This is a genomic window from Dermabacter vaginalis, from assembly GCF_001678905.1.
GTDB classification, from domain to species: Bacteria; Actinomycetota; Actinomycetes; order Actinomycetales; family Dermabacteraceae; genus Dermabacter; species Dermabacter vaginalis.
Genome location: NZ_CP012117.1, coordinates 1,982,615 through 2,000,291, shown reverse-complemented (window position 1 = coordinate 2,000,291; position 17,677 = coordinate 1,982,615). Strand labels below are relative to the sequence as shown.

The following is a 17,677-nucleotide window of genomic DNA, read 5'->3' as shown; positions in this document are numbered from 1 at the left end:
CCACGAAGGCGCTTTGGAATTCTTGGGGCATGGACCCCATGAGCCGCGAAGACTTCGAAGCTTCGGTCGACGACGCGCTCGACTCCCTCCCTCTTGAAGTCGCGGCGCAGGTCGCCGACTCAAACACGGTAATCCTCGTAGAGGAGGAACCGGAGGGCGGCGAGGAGATACTGGGGGTATTCGATGGCGTGCCCCTCACGGAACGCGGCCACTACGACGGCTTCCTCGAGCCGGGCCGCATCGTGATTTTTCGCGGGCCACTCACGCGTATGGCGTCGAGCCGCGAAGACCTCGAGGCGCAGATCCGCGTGACGGTGCTCCACGAGATCGGCCACCTCTTCGGCATCGAAGAGGATCGCCTTCACGAACTCGGCTGGGGCTAGACGATCAATACATCCGCGGGGGAGTCCGCGATCACCGTTTGAATGGTGTTGCCGAGGTAGCGAGGGTCGTCCGTGCCGCCGAAGCGGGCCCCGAGCACGAGGGTGTCCGCGCCCGTTTCCTCGATCTCGCTCATGATCGCGTGGGCAACCTCGTCGCCTTCGTCGATGTGCCTGGTGCGAGAATTAACGTCGCGCACGCCCGCGCGGCGGGCCGTCTGCTCCGCGAAGGAGAGCTGCTCGGCGCTCGCGTGGCGCGGATCCGATTCGACCGAGTCGCGCACGACATTGACGAGGCGCAGCGCGGTGCCGAACTGCATGGCGCGCTCGATCGCGGCTTCGAGCGCCGCTTCGCCTTTCGGAGTGGGAATGTAGGCCACGAGGATGCTCACCGTTGATCTCCTTCAGTGTTCGGTTTTCGGCTGGGGCGTTTCGCGTTCTTGCCCGCTGAGTTTCTGGATTTCCTCCATCACCCGATCCGTGATGGCGCGGCGCCTGCGGTTTTCGGGCAGCGAGCGATCGATGTCGCTGAAGTCGATGGGCGTGCCGATGCGCACCTCGAGCTTTGCGCGCCGCGGGCGGGGGAGGGTCTTGCCAGGTACGAAAAGTTTTTCGGTACCCACGAGCCCCACGGGGATGACGGGCGCGCTCGTTTTTTCTTCCAGCCACGCGATACCGGTGCGGCCGCGGCCGAGCTTGCCGGTTTTCGAGCGAGTGCCCTCGGGGTAGATCGCGAACACTCCGCCCTCCTCGAGCACCTGGCGAGCCTTCTCGAGGGAACCGTGCGCGGACTTCAGGGTGCCGCGCTCCACGGGAATCGAGCCCACCGCCTCAAAGAAGCGCTGCTTGATGCGGGCGGTGAGGCCGGTCTTGTGCCAAAAGTCGGCCTTGATGATGTAGCGCACCTTGCGATTGAACACGACGGGCACGAGAAAGGAATCAACATTCGCGTGGTGGTTCGCCGCAATAATCACGGGGCCGGTTTCGGGAACGTTCTCAAGTCCCGTGACCTTCGGCCGCCACCACGCTTTGATGATCGGCGCGACGAGTCTGTGGGCGGTTTTGTAAAACACCGGCCTGCTCCTTCGGCTAGCTCTCTCGCACGTGCGCATCGCACATATTTCTCAGCGTAATCGCTTGCTGGTGCAGTTCCTAATGCGGGCCCGCGTGTTTAATGGATGGGGGTCCGACGGTTGCCCGGCAGGCGTCGGAACCCTTTTCGCACGGTGCACCCCGCCACGACCGGAAGGATTTCGCTCATGCCCTCGAAAATTAACGTTGCCGTTGTGGGGCTCGGGACGTGCGCGCAAGCGGTGCACCTGCCGATGCTGCAGCGCCGCCACGATCGCTTCCACCTCAGCGCCGTCGTGGATGTTTCGCCGCGCAGGCTGCGCGAGGCGGCCGAAAAATGGGGCATGGACGAAAAGCGGCGCTATGGGAGCGTCAAGGATCTCATGGCAGCCGTGCGCAGCAAGGACGTTGAGCTTGATGCGGTTGTCTTTAGTGCCGATGGCGTGAAGGGTGAGGACATCCTCCAGATCATCAAGCGTGGCATTCCCGTTCTCGTTGAGCCACCCGTCGCGTATGGAACGGAAGAGCTCCAGGCGATTGCTGAGTTCGAGCGGATGGCTGGCCGCCCGCTCGTGATGCTTGCCTACGGTGCGCTTTATGACTCGTCGGTGCGGCTCCTTGTGGACGAGAACCAGGCACGCGACCTGCGCAGCCTCGAGTTTGAGACGCTCATGCCGGCGAGCTCCGTGATGCACGGTAAACACCACGTGACCTCCGCGGCCTACGACTTGCCCTCGGAGCAGCGCATTGCGCGCCGCGAAAGCCTCAAAGAGGCAGTGGAGAAAGGCGCGGGACCCGGCGCGAATCAGCGCGACCGCGATATCTACGTCAAGGGCCTGCTTACGGGCCTGCTCGCCCAACTCGCGCTCTTGCGCTCGACCTACGGTCCGCTCGTGGAACTGCACGGCGTGCGGCACTGGCCCGAGCAGGTGATCCCCGGCTCGATCGAGGTGCTCGGTGCGCTCGAGAAGGGCGTGCATGTGCGTCTCGTGTGGCACTACCTGCCGTTCGCGCCGGAGTTCCACGACGCGATTCGTTTCGTCACGAATCGCCGGCAGGGGCGCGTGGAGCTTCCTCACACCGCCGATCTCGATACGCGAGGATCCTTCACGTTCACGCAGAAGTCTGACGGCGCGATTGTCACGAGCGAGCGCCTTTCGGAATTTTCGCCCGCCTACGGCCTCCACGAAGCGTTCTATGCGTTTGCGGCGAAGGGGAAGGAGCCTTCGTACGGGCTCACCGAGGCGCTCGAGGATCTCGAGGTGGCGAGAGCTGTTCTTGGCGAGCTCGCCCTTGTGGAGGGGCGCGACATTAACGCCGAGCCCGAGCCCGAGCCCGAGAGCGAGGGTGCGGGAGCCGAGCAGGAGAGCCGCGGCCACGGGGCTGAGGCGCGCGAGGGGAGCACCGTCGTTGCCGAGAACCCGCTCACGGAGACCCCGATCGTGAGTGCGCCCGAGCCGGCCGAGGGCGAGTTCGCGGCCGTGAGCTCGAAAGGTGCCGAGGAGGGCGAGGTCGAGATCTCCGAGCAGAGCGCGCCCGTGCAGGCGGAGCGCAGCGAGGCGAAGAACGCAAGCGGGAACGAGCCCAGCGAGGCGTAGCCTTCGGTCACGGTGCGACACGCCGAAGGGTGTGAATCACACAAGGATTTTTTGGGGACGGTGGCGCGAGCTTCCGTCCCCAAGTCGTCGTGGAAAACACCAGAAATTCACCGTCGAACACAACTTTTCCACAACTCCATCCACCGCGCCTCGTGCCTGCGACGTGCATGGTTCGTGGATAACGCCATCGCTGTTCACTGTGCGTTCACATGAGGTCACAGCGTGTCCACACGCCATCCACATCACATTCGTGTAATTCAGTACATCTTGTGGTGTTCCCATCGATCTGCCACTAGGTGTAGTGTTGAGTCCGTTGGTTCGCGCAGCCTTGCATCGAGGTTTTGCGTCCCCCGCGAACACGAAGAACACCGCGAAGTTTGAAAGGCCTCTCATGGAGATCACCGTCTACACCAAGCCCATGTGCGTCCAGTGCGACGCCACCAAGCGCGCCCTCAACAAGGCTGGTCTCGAGTACACGCTCGTGGACATCACCGAGGACGCCGCGGCTCTCTCGCACCTCAAGTCACTCGGCTTCATGCAGGCACCTGTGGTGACCACCTCGAACGACTCCTGGTCGGGCTTCCGCCCCGACAAGATCAAGGCTCTCACCGCGCAGGCGAGCGAACTTCGCCAGGCGGCAAGCCTCTAAGCAGTTAAGCGTCGTGACCGTGCACCATGAGCAAGCTTGTTTATTTTTCGTCCGTTTCGGAGAACACCAAGCGTTTCATCGAGAAGCTTGAGCTTCCCGAGTCAAGCGTCGCGCGAATCCCGTTGCGTCGCACCGAAGATCCGCTCGTCATGGACGAAGACTTCGTGCTCATGGTGCCCACCTATGGTGGCGGCAATACCGGGGGAGCGGTCCCCAAGCAGGTCATTCACTTCCTCAACGACAAGCGCAACCGCGCACACATCAAAGGCGTGATCTCGGGAGGGAACACGAACTTTGGCGAGGCATACTGCATCGCCGGCGACATCATCGCCCGCAAATGCAACGTGCCGCACCTCTACAAGTTTGAGCTCCTTGGGACATCGAGGGATGTCACCACAGTCAAAGAAGGGTTGGAACGGTTTTGGCAGAGCTAACCGAGATGCCGGGCTACGAGCACAACAAGGCGATGGATTATCACGCGCTCAACGCCATGTTGAACCTGTACGACGCGGACGGCAAGATCCAGTTCGACAAGGACCGCGAGGCGGCCCGCGAATACTTCCTCCAGCACGTCAACCAGAACACGGTCTTCTTCCACACGCTGCAGGAGAAGCTCGACTATCTCGTGGAGAAGGAGTACTACGAGAAGCACGTTCTCGACCAGTACAGCTTCGACTTCATCAAGTCGCTCTATAAGCGCGCGTACGCGAAGAAGTTCCGCTTCCCCACCTTCCTCGGCGCGTTCAAGTACTACACGTCGTACACACTCAAGACCTTTGACGGCAAGCGCTACCTCGAACGTTTCGAGGATCGCGTGTGCATGGTGGCCCTGACCCTCGCCGCTGGCGATCAGGCCCTCGCCGAGCGCATCGTCGACGAGGTTCTCGATGGTCGCTTCCAGCCCGCGACCCCGACCTTCCTCAACGCGGGCAAGGCGCAGCGTGGCGAGCTCGTGTCGTGCTTCCTTCTGCGCATCGAAGACAACATGGAGTCAATCGGCCGCTCGATCAACTCCGCGCTTCAGCTTTCCAAGCGCGGTGGCGGCGTGGCCCTCTTGCTCTCGAACCTCCGCGAGCACGGCGCACCCATCAAGCAGATCGAGAACCAGTCGTCGGGCGTCATCCCCGTGATGAAGCTCCTCGAGGATTCGTTCAGCTACGCGAACCAGCTCGGTGCACGCCAGGGTGCCGGTGCCGTGTACCTCCACGCGCACCACCCCGATATCCTCCGCTTCCTTGACACGAAGCGCGAGAATGCCGATGAGAAGATCCGCATCAAGACCCTCTCCCTCGGCGTCGTCATCCCCGACATCACGTTCGAGCTCGCGAAGAACAACGAGCCCATGTACCTGTTCTCGCCGTACGACGTCGAGCGCGTGTACGGCAAGCCGTTTGCCGACATCAACGTGAGCGAGAAGTACCGCGAAATGGTGGACGACCACCGCATCGCGAAGAAGAAGATCCGCGCACGCGACTTCTTCCAGGTGCTCGCGGAGATCCAGTTTGAATCGGGCTACCCATACATCATGTTCGAGGACACCGTGAACCGCGCGAACCCGATCGGCGGCGCGAAGGTGACCCACTCGAACCTGTGCTCGGAAATTCTCCAGATCTCGACCCCGTCGACCATGAACGCCGACCTCTCCTATGAGACGCTCGGTCGCGACATTTCGTGCAACCTCGGCTCGCTCAACATTGCGAAGGCCGTGGACTCGCCCGACTTCGAAAAGACGATCGAGACGGCGATCCGTGCACTTACGGCAGTCTCGGATTCCTCCGACATCTCCTCGGTGCCGACCATCGCGAACGGCAACAAGGCCTCCCACGCGATCGGCCTTGGCCAGATGAACCTTCACGGATTCCTCGCGCGCGAGTCGATTCACTACGGAAGCGAGGAGGGTCTCGACTTCACGAACATGTACTTCTACGCGGTTGTGTACCAGTGCATTAAGGCGTCGACCAAGATCGCGCAGGAGCGCGGCGAAACCTTCCTGGGCTTCGAGGATTCGAAGTACGCGAGCGGCGAATACTTCGAGAAGTACATCAACGGCGTGTGGGAACCGAAGACTCAGCGCGTCCGCGAGATCTTCGAGAACTCGAGCATTCACCTGCCCACGCAGGAGGACTGGAAGGCCCTCGCTGCCGAGGTGAAGGAACACGGCATGTACAACGCGTACCTGCAGGCCGTTCCGCCCACCGGTTCGATCTCCTACATCAACCACTCGACGAGCTCGATCCACCCGATCGTGTCCAAGATCGAGATCCGCAAGGAAGGCAAGATCGGCCGCGTTTACTACCCGGCGCCGTACATGACGAACGACAACCTCGAGTTCTACGAGGATGCGTACGAGATCGGCTACGAGAAGATCATCGACACGTACGCCGAGGCGACGCAGCACGTGGATCAGGGCCTCTCGCTCACGTTGTTCTTCCCGGATACGGCGACGACTCGCGATGTGAACAAGGCACAGATCTACGCGTGGCGTAAGGGCATCAAGACCCTCTACTACATCCGTTTGCGTCAGATGGCGCTCCAGGGCACGGAAGTTGAGGGCTGCGTGAGCTGCATGCTCTAACCGAGGAGCTGCGTGCGGAGCTCTTCGCAGCCTGCCCCACTCATTCCAGGGTGTAGAAAAACGACGTTGTGACTCCGTCGCGGGCTTGCCCGGTCGGTTTTCTACACCTAAGCACGGCGCCCCGTCCACCACTGAGGTGGGCGGAGCGCTTTGCTAAGTGCGAGCGGGGGCGCAGTTGGGGGCCGAGTGCCGTCGGAATCCTGCCGCACCGCGGTATGCAGCTTCCTTCCTTGGCCTCAGCAGTGCCTAAGCAACCGTCGGAATCCAAGCTGCACCGGCCCTTTCCTCCCCCCTCCTCCTGCCGCCTCTTCCTGCTCCTCGCATCTCACGAAAGTGGTGAAAACCCGCGTTAGGGGGTCGATTCTCGACGCGAGGCGGCCGTTTTTCACCACTTTGCTGCGGTGAGAGAGGGAGAGAGGAACCAAGGAGGGCATAGAGCGAGGATGCAGAGGGGTGTTCAGGGAAGTAGAAAACAGTTTGCGACGCCGCTGCTAGCTGTTACCGGCACTCCACAAGGTGAACCCATCGAGGTTTGCTGGTGCCCTCGTAACTGGCGTGTCACCCATTTCGGGGTCCATTGTCCAGTGGTCGCCACTCCACTTCATAATGATGCGAGAAACCATAGTGGCGTTTTGCCCCTCATCTGTCGTGACGTGCCAGGCTAGGTCCGCGGTGACCTTGTCTTGGGTTGCCGAGCTGAAACGGAATCCACGAAGCGTTAATGTCACGCCACTGTCACCGCTCGAACCTCGACGGTTTTCTGGGATAGTCGCGAGATCCTCAGGAGTTACCCAAGCATCGAGGAACCCTTCGGGTTTCCCTGATGCTGCTCCAAAGTAGACCATCGCAAAGAGTGCGCCGGTTGGTGAGTGGGCGTAGCAGCCGAAGAGATCACCTTCGCGCTTTTCAGGCCCGTAAGTCTTGGAAGTGGGGACCCCGGTGCCGTTCACGTCGACCCATTCGTCTACGGGTGGTGCGGAGTTGGGGATTTTTTGGTCCCCGTCGGGCAGAGAGCAGCCAGTGTTGATGCCGTCGCTGCCCGACGAGGCTGTGTCCTCAGACGGTGCGGAAGTTGTGTCCTTGTTCCCCTCGCCGTCAGAAGGCTGTGTCTGCCCCTGTCCCTGTCCCGTGGGAGCCGGCTGAACGGTTGGCGTTTCAGGCTTTTTCTCCCCAGAGCAGGCGCCGAGCGCCATCACGAGGCCAAGGGCGCTTACGCTTGCTGCCACTTTCAGTCTCTTGCGTTGCTTCATCGTCTGCGTCCCTTCGCGCGGAGAATGAGTCAGCGAGCGGATCCCCTAACCGCTTGCTCTGCGATCCATCTTGCCGTGTCAGTCCAGTTATGTCAGTCGTTTCAAGAACTCATCTAATTTTTGAGGTGCGAAACGTTCGCGAGCGAGCGATCTACGGCGACAACCAACCGCCTCAGGCGGGATGAAATCCTTGGGCGGCCGTTGCTGAGGCTTGGGTGCCACCGGATACCAGCTGCACCAGCCTTTTCTGGCTTTGTTGGACCAGTAGTTGCTGGATCTGCAGGTTCTCCTTTCCCGAAAGTGGTGAAAACCCGCGTCAGGGGGTCGATTCTCGACGCGAGGCGGCCGTTTTTCACCACTTTGCTGCGGGAGAAAAAGAAAAGGGGCGGGGAGGAGAGGGGAAAGGGCGGGGGACCGACCAGGGGAGCTAGCAAAGAGGTAAGGGAGGAGAGGGGAGAGGGACGGGGTCCGACCTGAGGAGCCAGCAAAGAGGTAAGAGGGATCAGGCCAGGGGAGCTGGCAAAGAGGGCAAGGGGGATCAGGCCAGGGGAAAATTGGCCGTGGTGTGAGCCAGGGCCCCAACCTCAAAAGAGGGCCCCTGCCGCGGCAGGGGCCCTCAGCTAGTGGGCGGTTACACCTCGAACGCGAGCGACCAGGAACCCGAACGCGGGCGCAGCTGGTACTCGGGCCTCACGTCCGGGCCGCACGAGCGCGAACCGAGGCCGTGCTGCGCCACATCGAAAATGAGGTGCGTCTTCTCCGGTGTGCCGAGCTCGTGCGGGTGGCGAGCCTTCGTGATCTGCTCGATCGAGTGCTCACGCACCTGGAAGCCAGGCCGTTCGCGGTGGGGTCCGACGGCATCCGTGCGGACGGTGAGCCCAAGACCCGAAAGCTGAAGCTCGCGCAACCCTGGGCGGTAGCCCGACTCCTGCGGAACCGCGTACTCGACATTCAGATCCGAGACGGGCATCGAGAAACGGCCAATGCGCGCCGCGCGGCACGAATCGACGTAGTTCTCGAGCGGGCCCGAGCCGAACCACGAGGCTTCCCCAGCGCCGAGCGGCGCCGTGAACTCGAGGCCGAGGCGCCCCCACACGTACTCCCAGTTCGCCGAAGGTGCGGCGTCGGCATACAACCGAAGAACGCGCGAGGCGTTGCCCTTAGCGTTGCTTGAAGCGTCCTCGAGGCGCCACGTGAGGTCGAGATCGACGTAAGCGCGGCCGGCAGGCGTGCTGTAGCGGTGCACGGCGCGGACCTCATGCTCGTCAAGCCACACGCCAATGACACGGCGCTCGAGCTTATCGATGCCGATCTCTCGCCACAGCGCCGCGGTGGGCGGGGCCTGGGTTCCCGAGCCGGTCGTCTCGGCCGGGTCGGCGAGGATGTATGAGCCGAAGTCACCGAGCGAATCGTTCTCGGTGGGGGCGCGGAACAGGCGGAGCTGAGGGCCAGCGAGATCGAGGCTTCCGAGCTTCACGAGGTCGCCCGTGCGCGGATCGAAGTGGGCATCGCCGAGGGCGAAGGAAGCGTCGGAATCCTGCACCTGCTCGACCTGCGCGCCTGTCTCGCCGCTCGCCGTTGTGCGAAGCGCAGCCGGATGCGACGGCACCACAATCCTGGTCGTATCCTCGACCGGGACCTGCGTGAACGCCACTTCGTGGCCGGCGTCGGCCCACGCGGTGCTCTCGCGCAGAACCGCGCGGATCGTGCGGAACTTCTCGCCCGAAAGTTCGCCCTCGTACCCCTCGGCGAAGGGTGGAAGGGTCAGCTCGCCGGCGTAGCTCTTCCAGCCGTTTGCGGAAACCTTTTCGACGGGGCATTCGCGACGCAGCACTTCGCGGCCGTCGACCTCATCGATGACCTCAAACACGAAGTCGGTGAGATCGCCGGCGTGGCGGAGGTCCTGGACGTACGCCGCGGTGATGATGACATCCTCGAAGTCGCCATCGAGGGCCCGCTCGGTATCGCCCTCCATAGCGAGATCGAACTCGAGCTTGATCGGGCTCACGATTGCGCCGAACTCGACGAGCCCCGGAGTTGCCTCACCCGAGGAAAGCACGAGGCCATCGCACACGAACGACGAGTCGTGGACCTGCTCGCCGAAATCGCCGCCGTAGCCGTAGAACTCGGTTCCGCCAGCGGTGCGCGCGGCGATGCCGTGATCGCGCCACTCCCACACGAAGCCGCCGTGCCACTGGGGGTAGGTGTCGAAGATTTCTTCGTATTCCGTGATGCCGCCCGGGCCGTTACCCATCGCGTGCACGTACTCGCACAGGATCATGGGGCGTTTCGCGAGCTCCGCGTTGCGGCCCGGAATGGTGCCGCCGAACTTCCCGCGCCCTAGGGCCATTTCGTGCATCGCTTCGATCGGCGGATACATGCGTGAGACGAGATCGGTGTACTGCCCGTCGTAGTCCTGTTCGTAGTGCACGGGGCGCTCCGGGTCGCGGCGGCGCAGCCAGTTCGCCATCTGCGCCATGTTCGCGCCGGTGTGGCCCTCGTTGCCGAGCGACCACGAGATGATCGACGGGTGGTTCTTGTCGCGCTCGAAGAACCGCTCGACGCGATCAAGAAGTGCATCCCGCCAGCGCGGATCGTTCGCGGGAACATCCCGCCAGTTTTCGCCAAGGAAGCCGTGCGCTTCGTAATCACACTCGTCCATGACCCAAAAGCCCAGTTCATCGGCGAGGTCGAACAGTTCGGGGTGCGGCGGGTAGTGCGAGGTGCGAATCGCATTCACGTTATGGCGCTTCATGAGCAGCAGCCCCTCGCGCGCTTTCTCGCGATCCCACACGCGGCCGAGTTTCGGATCGTATTCGTGACGATTGACGCCGCGAAGGCGCAGCTTCTTCCCGTTCACGCGCCACTCGTGGCCCACGATCTCGACGCGCCTGAAGCCCGTGCGGAGCGTCAGGGTCTCGGCGGCGTTTGACACGGTCGCGGTGTACAGGCGCGGGCTATCCGCACTCCACGGCTCCACTTCAGGGATGGCGATGGGTCCGACGGCTGCCGAGCTTTCAAACGTTTCCGAAATTCCAAGCTCGTCGATCGCGACCGTAACGGGGAATGCCGCCTCTTCCGCGCGGATCTCCGGAATGAGCGTGCCGGGGCCGGGAGCGGCGGGGCCGTTCTTCGGGTTGAAATCGGCGCGCAGCCACGCGTCTTCGATGCCCGCGGCGGGGCGGAACAGCAGCTCGACGTCGCGGTAAATGCCGGGCAGCCACCACTGGTCCTGGTCCTCGAGGTAGGTATTCGAGGACCACTGGTGCACGCGCACGTGCAGCACGTTCTCGCCTTCGACGACGAGGTCCGTGACGTCGAGTTCCTGCGTGAGGCGCGAGCCGCGCACAACGCCCGCTCGCTCGCCGTTGAGGCTGATGATCGCGAGCGACTCGATGCCGAGGGTGCGCAGGTATACGCGCGTGCCCTTCTCGATGTCCGCGATCGTGTCAGCGCTCAGCGTGAAGCGGGTGCGGTAGTCGCCCGTCGGGTTGTCGTCGGGAACATTCGGGGCTTCGACGGGGAACGGGAACTGTACGTTCTGGTAGGCCGGGGCGCCATATTTACCGAAGTCGCCGTATTCGCCGCCGCCGGTGAGAACCCAGTGCGAGGGCACGGTGATGTCGTCCCAGCTCGAGTCGTCGAAGTCCACCGTCGGAGCTGATTCTCCCGCGCCCTCGGCGCTGCGCGAGTAGGCGAACTTCCACGTGCCCGCGAGGCTCATGGCCTCAGCGGTAGTGGAGAGGTGGCTGCGCGGCGAGATCCGCGTGCCCGAGCCGGGGGAGTAGGAGGTGATCTCGGAAAGGGTGCTCATGGAAAACTCCTTTGTTGTGGCGGTCGAGAATCTTAGCCCTTGGTCGAGCCCATCGTGAGGCCCGAGACGAACTGACGCTGCAGAACGAAGAACAGGATCAAGATGGGCAGGGCCGCGATGATCGAGCCCGCCGAGAGCAGGTTGTAGTCGGTGAAGAACGAGCCCTTGAGGTTATTCAGGGAGCTCGTGACGGGGAATTTATCGCCCTTTTGCAGCAACACCGTAGCCCAGAAGAATTCGTTGTAGATCCAGGCCGTTTGCAGCGTCGCGAGGGCGGCGAGCGGGGTGCGGCACAGCGGGATCGTGAGCGTCCAGAACTGCGACCACACCGAGGCGCCGTCCACGTCGGCCGCTTCGTAGATTTCCGCCGGGATGGCCTTCATGTAGTTCGCGAGAACGAACGTGCAAAAGCCGGTTTGGAACGCCGTGTTCACGATGATGACGCCGAGGTGGGTGTCGAGGAGCGAGCCCGAGGCTGAGAGGAACTCGGGGATCGGAATCCACATGAACATGCGGTAGACCGGCACGAGAAGCGACTGCGGCGGGAGCAGGTTCGCGGCCACGAAGAACGCGAGCATCGCAAGGTTGAACTTGAACGAGAAGCGCGCGAGAACGAACGCCATGCACGAGCTCAGCGCGAGGGTGAACACGACCGCGAAGAACGTGATGATGAGCGAGTTGAGGAACGACTGAGTGAAGCCGCCCTGCTCCCACGCGTTCACGAAATTGTCGAGCGTGAAACCGCCGAAGCTGAAATAGCCGTGCTGGCTCGTGTAGCCGTAGTCGCGGAACGAGTTGAACAGCGCCCACAGGAGCGGGAACAGCCACGCGAGTGCGACGATCATAAGGAAGACGTTGAGAAACGCCCTCGAGACGGTGAGATTCTTTTTCTTCGGGGTCATGTCAGTTCTCTCCCTTGAACATGATGCGCAGCTGAATCACGATAAAGATCGAGCTCATGATGAGCATGATCGTGGCGAGCGCACTACCGAAGCCGATGCGGCTGGCCTCGCCCACGACGTTCGAGGTCACGAGGGTCGAGATGAGCTCGAGGCCGTTGCGGCCCTTGTTGATGATCCACACGATGTCGAACGCGCGAAGACCCTCGATGAACGTGATGACGAGCAAGAGGATGTTCACGGGGCGCAGCACCGGGAAGATGATCTGGAAGAACGTGCGAGTGGGGCTCGCGCCATCGAGGGCGGCTGCTTCCTTGAGGGCTGGGTCTACGCCCTTGAGGCCCGCTAAGTAGAGCAGCATGATGTAGCCGACGTGACGCCAACCGTTCGCGATGATCGCGGCATACAGGTTGATGTTCGGGTCGCCGTACCAGTCGATCTGCGTGCCGAGGATGGCGTTAATGAAGCCCTGGTCGCGGCTGTACATGAGCTGCCAGATGAAGCCGATGAGGGCGGCCGAAAGCACGACCGGAAGATACACCGAGGTTTGGTAGAACTTCGTGAGCTTCAGTTCCTTATCGAGCAGCACCGCGAGGAACATCCCGAGCGGAGTGAAGATGAAGAACAGCACGAGGAGCCACACGACGTTGTGCCACAGCGCCGGCCAGAACGGCGGGTAGATCGTGAACATGTCGATGTAGTTCTGGATGCCAACGAAATGAATGTCGCCGAGGCCGCCGATGCCGTCCCAGTTGCTGAAGGACAGGATCACGGTGCATAGGGCGGGAATCCACACGAAAACGCCGACGATCACGAGCGGGATGACGCTCATCGCGATCACGGTGAATTTATCTTTACCGTGCAGCTTGGCTAGCGGTCCGATCTTTTTGGACACGACTCGCTCCTTGGATAGAGGTCGAAATAGGGGTTAGGACTCGGCAGGGAAGATGGACTTCTTCTGCTTCTCGATGTCGCGAAGGATCGAGTCGATCGAGTCGGGGTTCTTCAGGAAGTTCTGCAGCGACGGGCTGATCACCGTCGAGGCGAAGTCGGGGCGCGTATCGCGGTCAAGGAACTGCGAGATCGCGCTCGCGTTGGTAATGAGGTCCACGGCCTTCTTTTGGAGCTTCGAGTAGTTGCTTTGATCCTGGTCCGTGCGCGGTGAGATCACGGAAGGATCGGCATCGAGCTTGTACTGGATGGCGTCGGCCGTCGCGAGGTACGTGAGGAGTTCCTTCGCCTTCTTTTCGTTGTGGGGTTTGGCCGCCATCATCCAGCCGTCGATGGGGGCTTCGACGACGTCCGCGCCGATCGACGGATCGAACTCGGGGAAGGTGAAGAAGTCGAGGTCTTCTGGGTCGTCGCTCTCTGCCCACTGCTGGTCGATGAACATGCCCATCGTGTACATCGCGGTTTCTTCCTTGAGCATCGACTGCGCGGCTTCCTGCCACGTGCGCCCGAGAGGATCAGCCTGCTGGTAGGGGAGGAGTTCGCGCCAGGCCGCGAAGATGTTCTTGACCTCTTCGCTTTCCCACGACTCCTTGCCCGCCATGAGCGAGACGTGGAAGTCGTAGCCGTTGACGCGCAGGTCGAGCATGTCGAATGTGCCCATGGCTTCCCAGCCGTCCTTATCGCTGAACGCGATCGGAGTCATTCCCGCGGTCTTGATGTCCTCGTTGAGGGCGAGCCATTCGTCGAAGGTTTCGGGAACGCTCCAGCCGTGCTTGTCGAACACACTCGGCTTGTAGAACACGGCCCACGGGTAGTAGTTCCACGGGATGAACACGAGCCGCCCATCGTCGGCGGAGGAGGCGACCTTCATCGACTCGGGCATCCCATCGATGTTTTCCCACACGTCGCTCAAGTCGCTTACGAGGCCGCGCTCGGCGAAAAAGCGCGCGCGGTAGCCCGCGAACCACGTAAACACGTCATCGGGGTTGCCCTGGAGATAGTTGTTGATGCTCTCTTTGAACGTTTCGTGATCGACCGTGTTGATCTCGACCTTGCCGCCCTTCCACGAGCTCAGCATGTCCAGAACGGCCTTTTTCGGGATCGCATCGCTCTGGTGGGATCCGACGGTGACCGTGTTCGGGTCGGTGTTCGCGCCGCAGCCTGCGAGCAGAGCGAGCGCACTCACGCCGGCTCCCGCGCCAAGAACGGCGCGACGGCTCGCGGTGGCCTCGCGGACCGCGCGGACCGACGCGGGGATCTCGTGGATCCAACTGTCTGTCATGAGGTTCTCCTTTGAATCTTTCGTGCGTGGAAGCTTTAGGTCGTTTCGCGCACCACGAGGGTCGTGGGAAGCGTGAGCGACTGGATTGGTTGGCGTTCGCTGAGGGCGTTGAGGAGGCGTGCTCCGCTCGCTCCGACCTCGAAGATGGGCTGCGCGATGGTCGTGAGTGCCGGGGTCGTTTCGGCGGCGAACGCGTGGTCGTCGAAGCCCACGACCTTGACGTCGTGGGGAATGCTTCGGCCTGCCTCGCGGAGGACGGCGAGGGCGCCGAGCGCCTGACGGTCGGAGCCGCACATGATGCCGTCGAGGTCGGGGTGTCGCGCGAGGAGCTCTCGCGTAGCTAGGGCGCCTCCGCCGGTGGAGTAGGGTGCGTGGATGACCTCGAGCGGGGCAGTGCCGAGTGCCGAGAGCTGGCCCTCGACGCGATCGTGGGCGCCCTGCGCCGAGTCTGGTCCCGCGATGATTGCGATGCGGCGGGCACCGCGTTCACGCAAGTGGCGCGCGCCGAGCTCGCCGCCCTGGCGGTCATCGATCGTCACGGTCCACGTATTCTCGCGGTCTTCGACGAGGGGGCCGAGAACGATCGTGGGAATCGCGGTGTTCATTGCTTCGAGCAGCGGATCGTCGATGTGGGGCGAGAGCACGAGCGCGCCGTCGACCCGGTTCGGGGCAAGCTGACGCATTGTGCGTTCGCGCTCCTCGTCGGTGGTGGCGAAGAGCAGGTTGAGGGCAATGTCGGTGCCCACGAGTGCGGAGTTGATGCCCTGGAGCATCCGCCCGAAGGTGGGGTCCTCGAACAGCTCGCCGTAGGGTTCGGTGAGGATCGCCGCGTACACGTTGCTTTTGCCCGAGGCGAGGGAGCGCGCGTGCGCGTTGGCGCGATACCCGGTTTCAGCGATGGCCTTTTCGACCTTGGCGCGCGCTTCGGGGGAGGAGATCTGACCGTTGAGCACGCGCGAGACCGTGCTGCGGGACACGCCTGCGGCACGGGCAACGTCGTTAATTGTGGCCACGTGTGTCCTCCTCTTCGCTGAGTTGCGCGCACCCATGCGTTGCGGAGTTTTGCGCGCCTCGCAGCGGAAGAACTACGTGACGCACACCCGGTGGGAGCGCTCCCAGTCACTGTAACGTGTGCCACCAGAAGGATGTCAAATTGCACCACTCAGCGGGCTAGACAGCGCGTTTTACACGCTCGCGGTGTAAGCGGGGGTGATGGTCACGCTTCCGGGAAGTGGACCACCGTTTGGACCTGTAGCTGCTGGCCTTCGAGTTGCTTCCTCCGCTCGTACTCCTTTGCCTGGCCATCGAGCGCGAGGGCGATGATCACGATGATGCCAATAACCGCGAGGATTGACCCCACGATGCCGCCGACGCGCTGAAGAAAGTACGTCGTCTCGCTCGGCTCGTTCGCCTCCCGGTCCCGGTAGCGCCACGAGTAAAAGGTGCGCCACAGATGCTGCGGCGAAATCGCGTACCACAGCGCGAAAACGAGGCACAGCGCAAGTGCGATCACTGCCAAGAACGGCATGATTGAGCTCCCATCTGCTTGTATCCCTCACCGTTCGTGACCGTGTTCGTGACCATCGCCCACACGACTGCGAGCGGGATACCCGCCACACCCACGAGCCCCACCCCTACCCCGCGGCCTGAAGGTAATAGCCAAACATGGCGATCGCCCCCATGACGATGATGGCGCCGCCCACCCTCATGATTGCCAGGCCTGCCGGGCTGGGCTCGTTCGCCTCGCGATCCTTATAGGCCCACGCCATGGTGATCTCCCACGTTTGGAAGGGGAAAACAGCCATCGCTGCGCCGTAGAGGATGAACAAGACAAACACGAGCGAAACGAACGGCATGAGGGATCCTGACTACTGCGGGTGTGATCTACGGCTCACCTTAAAACGCTCCGCTGAGAGCAAGCCGCTCGAACCTCATCGAGCCGTCGGCTCGGCTCGCTAGGATGGGCGAGAATGCCGCGTGGGCAAGCGTCGGAACCCCCGAGCTTACGCTGGCAGGGATGGGGCAGCCGGCCAAGCCGGCCTGGAGTCCGACGCCTGCTGAGAACCATCGTTGCGAAAGGATGAGCGTGAACACCGACCACATCAAGCACAGCGTGCAGGCCATCAACTGGAACCGCATCCAAGATCCCAAAGACCAGGAAGTGTGGGATCGCCTCACAGGCAACTTCTGGCTTCCCGAAAAGGTGCCGCTCTCGAACGACATCCAGAGCTGGTCGAAGCTGAACGAGCAGGAGCAGGAACTCGTGATGCGCGTCTTCACCGGGCTCACGCTGCTCGATACCGTGCAGGGAACCGTCGGCGCCATTTCGCTGATTCCCGACGCCGTGACTCCCCACGAAGAAGCCGTGTACACCAACATCGCGTTCATGGAATCCGTGCACGCAAAGAGCTACTCGCAGATCTTCTCGACGCTCTCCAACACCAAGCAGATCGACGAGGCCTTCCGCTGGAGCGAGCACAACGAGGCCCTCCAGAAGAAGGCGAAGATCGTTCTCGAGTACTACACCGGCGACGACCCCGAAAAGCGCAAGGTCGCCTCGACCCTCCTCGAGAGCTTCCTGTTCTACTCGGGTTTCTACCTGCCGATGTACTACTCGAGCCGCGGCGAACTCACGAACACCGCCGACATCATCCGCCTCATCATCCGCGACGAGGCCGTTCACGGCTACTACATCGGCTACAAGTACCAGAAGGCCGTGGAGCAGCAGTCGGCCGAGCGCCAGGCGGAGCTCAAGGATTACACGATGAGCCTGCTCATGGACCTCTACGACAACGAAGAGGAATACACCGAAGACCTCTACGACCCGGTCGGCTGGACCGAGGACGTCAAGATGTTCCTCCGCTACAACGCCAATAAAGCGCTCATGAACCTCGGCTACGAGGCACTGTTCCCGCAGGAAGCCACCGAGGTGAACCCCGCGATCCTCGCGTCGCTCTCGCCGAACGCCGACGAGAACCACGACTTCTTCTCGGGCTCCGGCTCGAGCTACGTCATGGGCAAGGCCGTCGAAACGGAAGACGACGACTGGGACTTCTGATCCGAAAAGGTCTTCGCGACTGAGAAAAGAGTGGGCGGCACGTGTGTGGACGTGCCGCCCACTCTTTGTGAGGCGCCGCCGTGGCGAGAGGCGCAGTTGTGGTGCTCCAGCAAAGGTGTACTGCGTGTTCGGTAAAGAGGTGTGAAATTT

Annotated in this window: 16 protein-coding genes; 6 read left to right on the top strand and 10 right to left on the bottom strand. The window is 62.3% G+C overall.

The genetic code is table 11. The features are described 5' to 3' along the window. Positions 1-29 precede the first annotated feature (29 nt). On the top strand, positions 30-383 hold the full coding sequence (locus DAD186_RS08810) for a metallopeptidase family protein (RefSeq protein ID WP_065248350.1): 354 nt from the start codon (positions 30-32) through the stop codon (positions 381-383). Here the strand turns inward: DAD186_RS08810 and DAD186_RS08805 are convergent. Both DAD186_RS08805 and DAD186_RS08800 read right to left on the bottom strand, forming a co-directional pair. Further along, on the bottom strand, positions 380-772 hold the full coding sequence (locus DAD186_RS08805) for a universal stress protein (protein WP_065248349.1): 393 nt from the start codon (positions 770-772) through the stop codon (positions 380-382). The genes DAD186_RS08810 and DAD186_RS08805 overlap by 4 nt on opposite strands. A gap of 12 nt (positions 773-784) precedes the next feature. Next, positions 785-1,453, bottom strand: a complete 669-nt coding sequence (locus DAD186_RS08800) for a lysophospholipid acyltransferase family protein (protein ID WP_065248348.1) — start codon at positions 1,451-1,453, stop codon at positions 785-787. Between the two features lie 186 nt (positions 1,454-1,639). On the opposite strand from DAD186_RS08800, the gene DAD186_RS08795 reads away from it, so the two are divergent. The 4 genes from DAD186_RS08795 (at position 1,640) to nrdE (ending at position 6,273) form a co-directional block, all read left to right on the top strand. Beyond that, on the top strand, positions 1,640-3,049 hold the full coding sequence (locus DAD186_RS08795) for a Gfo/Idh/MocA family protein (RefSeq protein WP_065248347.1): 1,410 nt from the start codon (positions 1,640-1,642) through the stop codon (positions 3,047-3,049). A 391-nt stretch (positions 3,050-3,440) separates the two neighbouring features. Then, positions 3,441-3,698, top strand: coding sequence for a glutaredoxin-like protein NrdH (gene nrdH, locus DAD186_RS08790; protein ID WP_065248823.1), 258 nt, complete (start codon positions 3,441-3,443; stop codon positions 3,696-3,698). Between the two features lie 26 nt (positions 3,699-3,724). Further along, on the top strand, positions 3,725-4,132 hold the full coding sequence (gene nrdI, locus DAD186_RS08785) for a class Ib ribonucleoside-diphosphate reductase assembly flavoprotein NrdI (protein ID WP_065248346.1): 408 nt from the start codon (positions 3,725-3,727) through the stop codon (positions 4,130-4,132). 5 nt (positions 4,133-4,137) lie between these two features. Beyond that, the gene (gene nrdE / locus DAD186_RS08780) at positions 4,138-6,273 is read left to right on the top strand and encodes a class 1b ribonucleoside-diphosphate reductase subunit alpha (protein ID WP_065248345.1); all 2,136 of its coding nucleotides are present in this window, start codon (positions 4,138-4,140) and stop codon (positions 6,271-6,273) included. Between the two features lie 491 nt (positions 6,274-6,764). Here nrdE and DAD186_RS08775 read toward each other — a convergent pair whose 3' ends face one another. The 8 genes from DAD186_RS08775 to DAD186_RS08740 all read right to left on the bottom strand — a co-directional run bounded on the left by DAD186_RS08775 (position 6,765) and on the right by DAD186_RS08740 (position 16,325). Continuing rightward, positions 6,765-7,499, bottom strand: a complete 735-nt coding sequence (locus DAD186_RS08775; RefSeq protein ID WP_157457123.1) for a DUF8175 domain-containg protein — start codon at positions 7,497-7,499, stop codon at positions 6,765-6,767. A 655-nt stretch (positions 7,500-8,154) separates the two neighbouring features. Further along, positions 8,155-11,337, bottom strand: coding sequence for a glycoside hydrolase family 2 TIM barrel-domain containing protein (locus DAD186_RS08770; protein WP_065248343.1), 3,183 nt, complete (start codon positions 11,335-11,337; stop codon positions 8,155-8,157). A 32-nt stretch (positions 11,338-11,369) separates the two neighbouring features. Next, entirely contained in the window at positions 11,370-12,239 is an 870-nt protein-coding gene (locus DAD186_RS08765; protein WP_065248342.1) for a carbohydrate ABC transporter permease, read from the bottom strand. A 1-nt stretch (position 12,240) separates the two neighbouring features. Continuing rightward, a complete protein-coding gene (locus tag DAD186_RS08760; RefSeq protein WP_065248341.1) occupies positions 12,241-13,131 on the bottom strand; it encodes a carbohydrate ABC transporter permease in 891 nt (296 codons plus the stop codon). A 33-nt stretch (positions 13,132-13,164) separates the two neighbouring features. Next, on the bottom strand, positions 13,165-14,469 hold the full coding sequence (locus DAD186_RS08755; RefSeq protein ID WP_082991167.1) for an ABC transporter substrate-binding protein: 1,305 nt from the start codon (positions 14,467-14,469) through the stop codon (positions 13,165-13,167). Between the two features lie 35 nt (positions 14,470-14,504). Beyond that, entirely contained in the window at positions 14,505-15,482 is a 978-nt protein-coding gene (locus DAD186_RS08750) for a LacI family DNA-binding transcriptional regulator (RefSeq protein ID WP_167550780.1), read from the bottom strand. 203 nt (positions 15,483-15,685) lie between these two features. Next, positions 15,686-15,997, bottom strand: coding sequence for a DUF6199 family natural product biosynthesis protein (locus DAD186_RS08745; protein WP_065248339.1), 312 nt, complete (start codon positions 15,995-15,997; stop codon positions 15,686-15,688). Between the two features lie 106 nt (positions 15,998-16,103). After that, positions 16,104-16,325, bottom strand: a complete 222-nt coding sequence (locus tag DAD186_RS08740) for a DUF6199 family natural product biosynthesis protein (RefSeq protein WP_065248338.1) — start codon at positions 16,323-16,325, stop codon at positions 16,104-16,106. A 230-nt stretch (positions 16,326-16,555) separates the two neighbouring features. Between DAD186_RS08740 and nrdF the strand changes: the two genes are divergently transcribed. Next, complete coding sequence (nrdF, locus tag DAD186_RS08735) at positions 16,556-17,527, top strand: class 1b ribonucleoside-diphosphate reductase subunit beta (protein ID WP_236886240.1); 972 nt, start codon at positions 16,556-16,558, stop codon at positions 17,525-17,527. Positions 17,528-17,677: the final 150 nt, after the last annotated feature.

What these genes read in the sequence shown, in the direction of transcription:
- DAD186_RS08810 (WP_065248350.1), top strand. Translation starts at nt 30, where the DNA reads ATGGACCCCATGAGCCGCGAAGACTTCGAAGCTTCGGTCGACGACGCG.
- DAD186_RS08795 (WP_065248347.1), top strand. Translation starts at nt 1,640, where the DNA reads ATGCCCTCGAAAATTAACGTTGCCGTTGTGGGGCTCGGGACGTGCGCG.
- nrdH (WP_065248823.1), top strand. Translation starts at nt 3,441, where the DNA reads ATGGAGATCACCGTCTACACCAAGCCCATGTGCGTCCAGTGCGACGCC.
- nrdI (WP_065248346.1), top strand. Translation starts at nt 3,725, where the DNA reads ATGAGCAAGCTTGTTTATTTTTCGTCCGTTTCGGAGAACACCAAGCGT.
- nrdE (WP_065248345.1), top strand. Translation starts at nt 4,138, where the DNA reads ATGCCGGGCTACGAGCACAACAAGGCGATGGATTATCACGCGCTCAAC.
- DAD186_RS08770 (WP_065248343.1), bottom strand. Translation starts at nt 11,337, where the DNA reads ATGAGCACCCTTTCCGAGATCACCTCCTACTCCCCCGGCTCGGGCACG.
- DAD186_RS08765 (WP_065248342.1), bottom strand. Translation starts at nt 12,239, where the DNA reads ATGACCCCGAAGAAAAAGAATCTCACCGTCTCGAGGGCGTTTCTCAAC.
- DAD186_RS08755 (WP_082991167.1), bottom strand. Translation starts at nt 14,469, where the DNA reads ATGACAGACAGTTGGATCCACGAGATCCCCGCGTCGGTCCGCGCGGTC.
- DAD186_RS08745 (WP_065248339.1), bottom strand. Translation starts at nt 15,997, where the DNA reads ATGCCGTTCTTGGCAGTGATCGCACTTGCGCTGTGCCTCGTTTTCGCG.
- DAD186_RS08740 (WP_065248338.1), bottom strand. Translation starts at nt 16,325, where the DNA reads ATGCCGTTCGTTTCGCTCGTGTTTGTCTTGTTCATCCTCTACGGCGCA.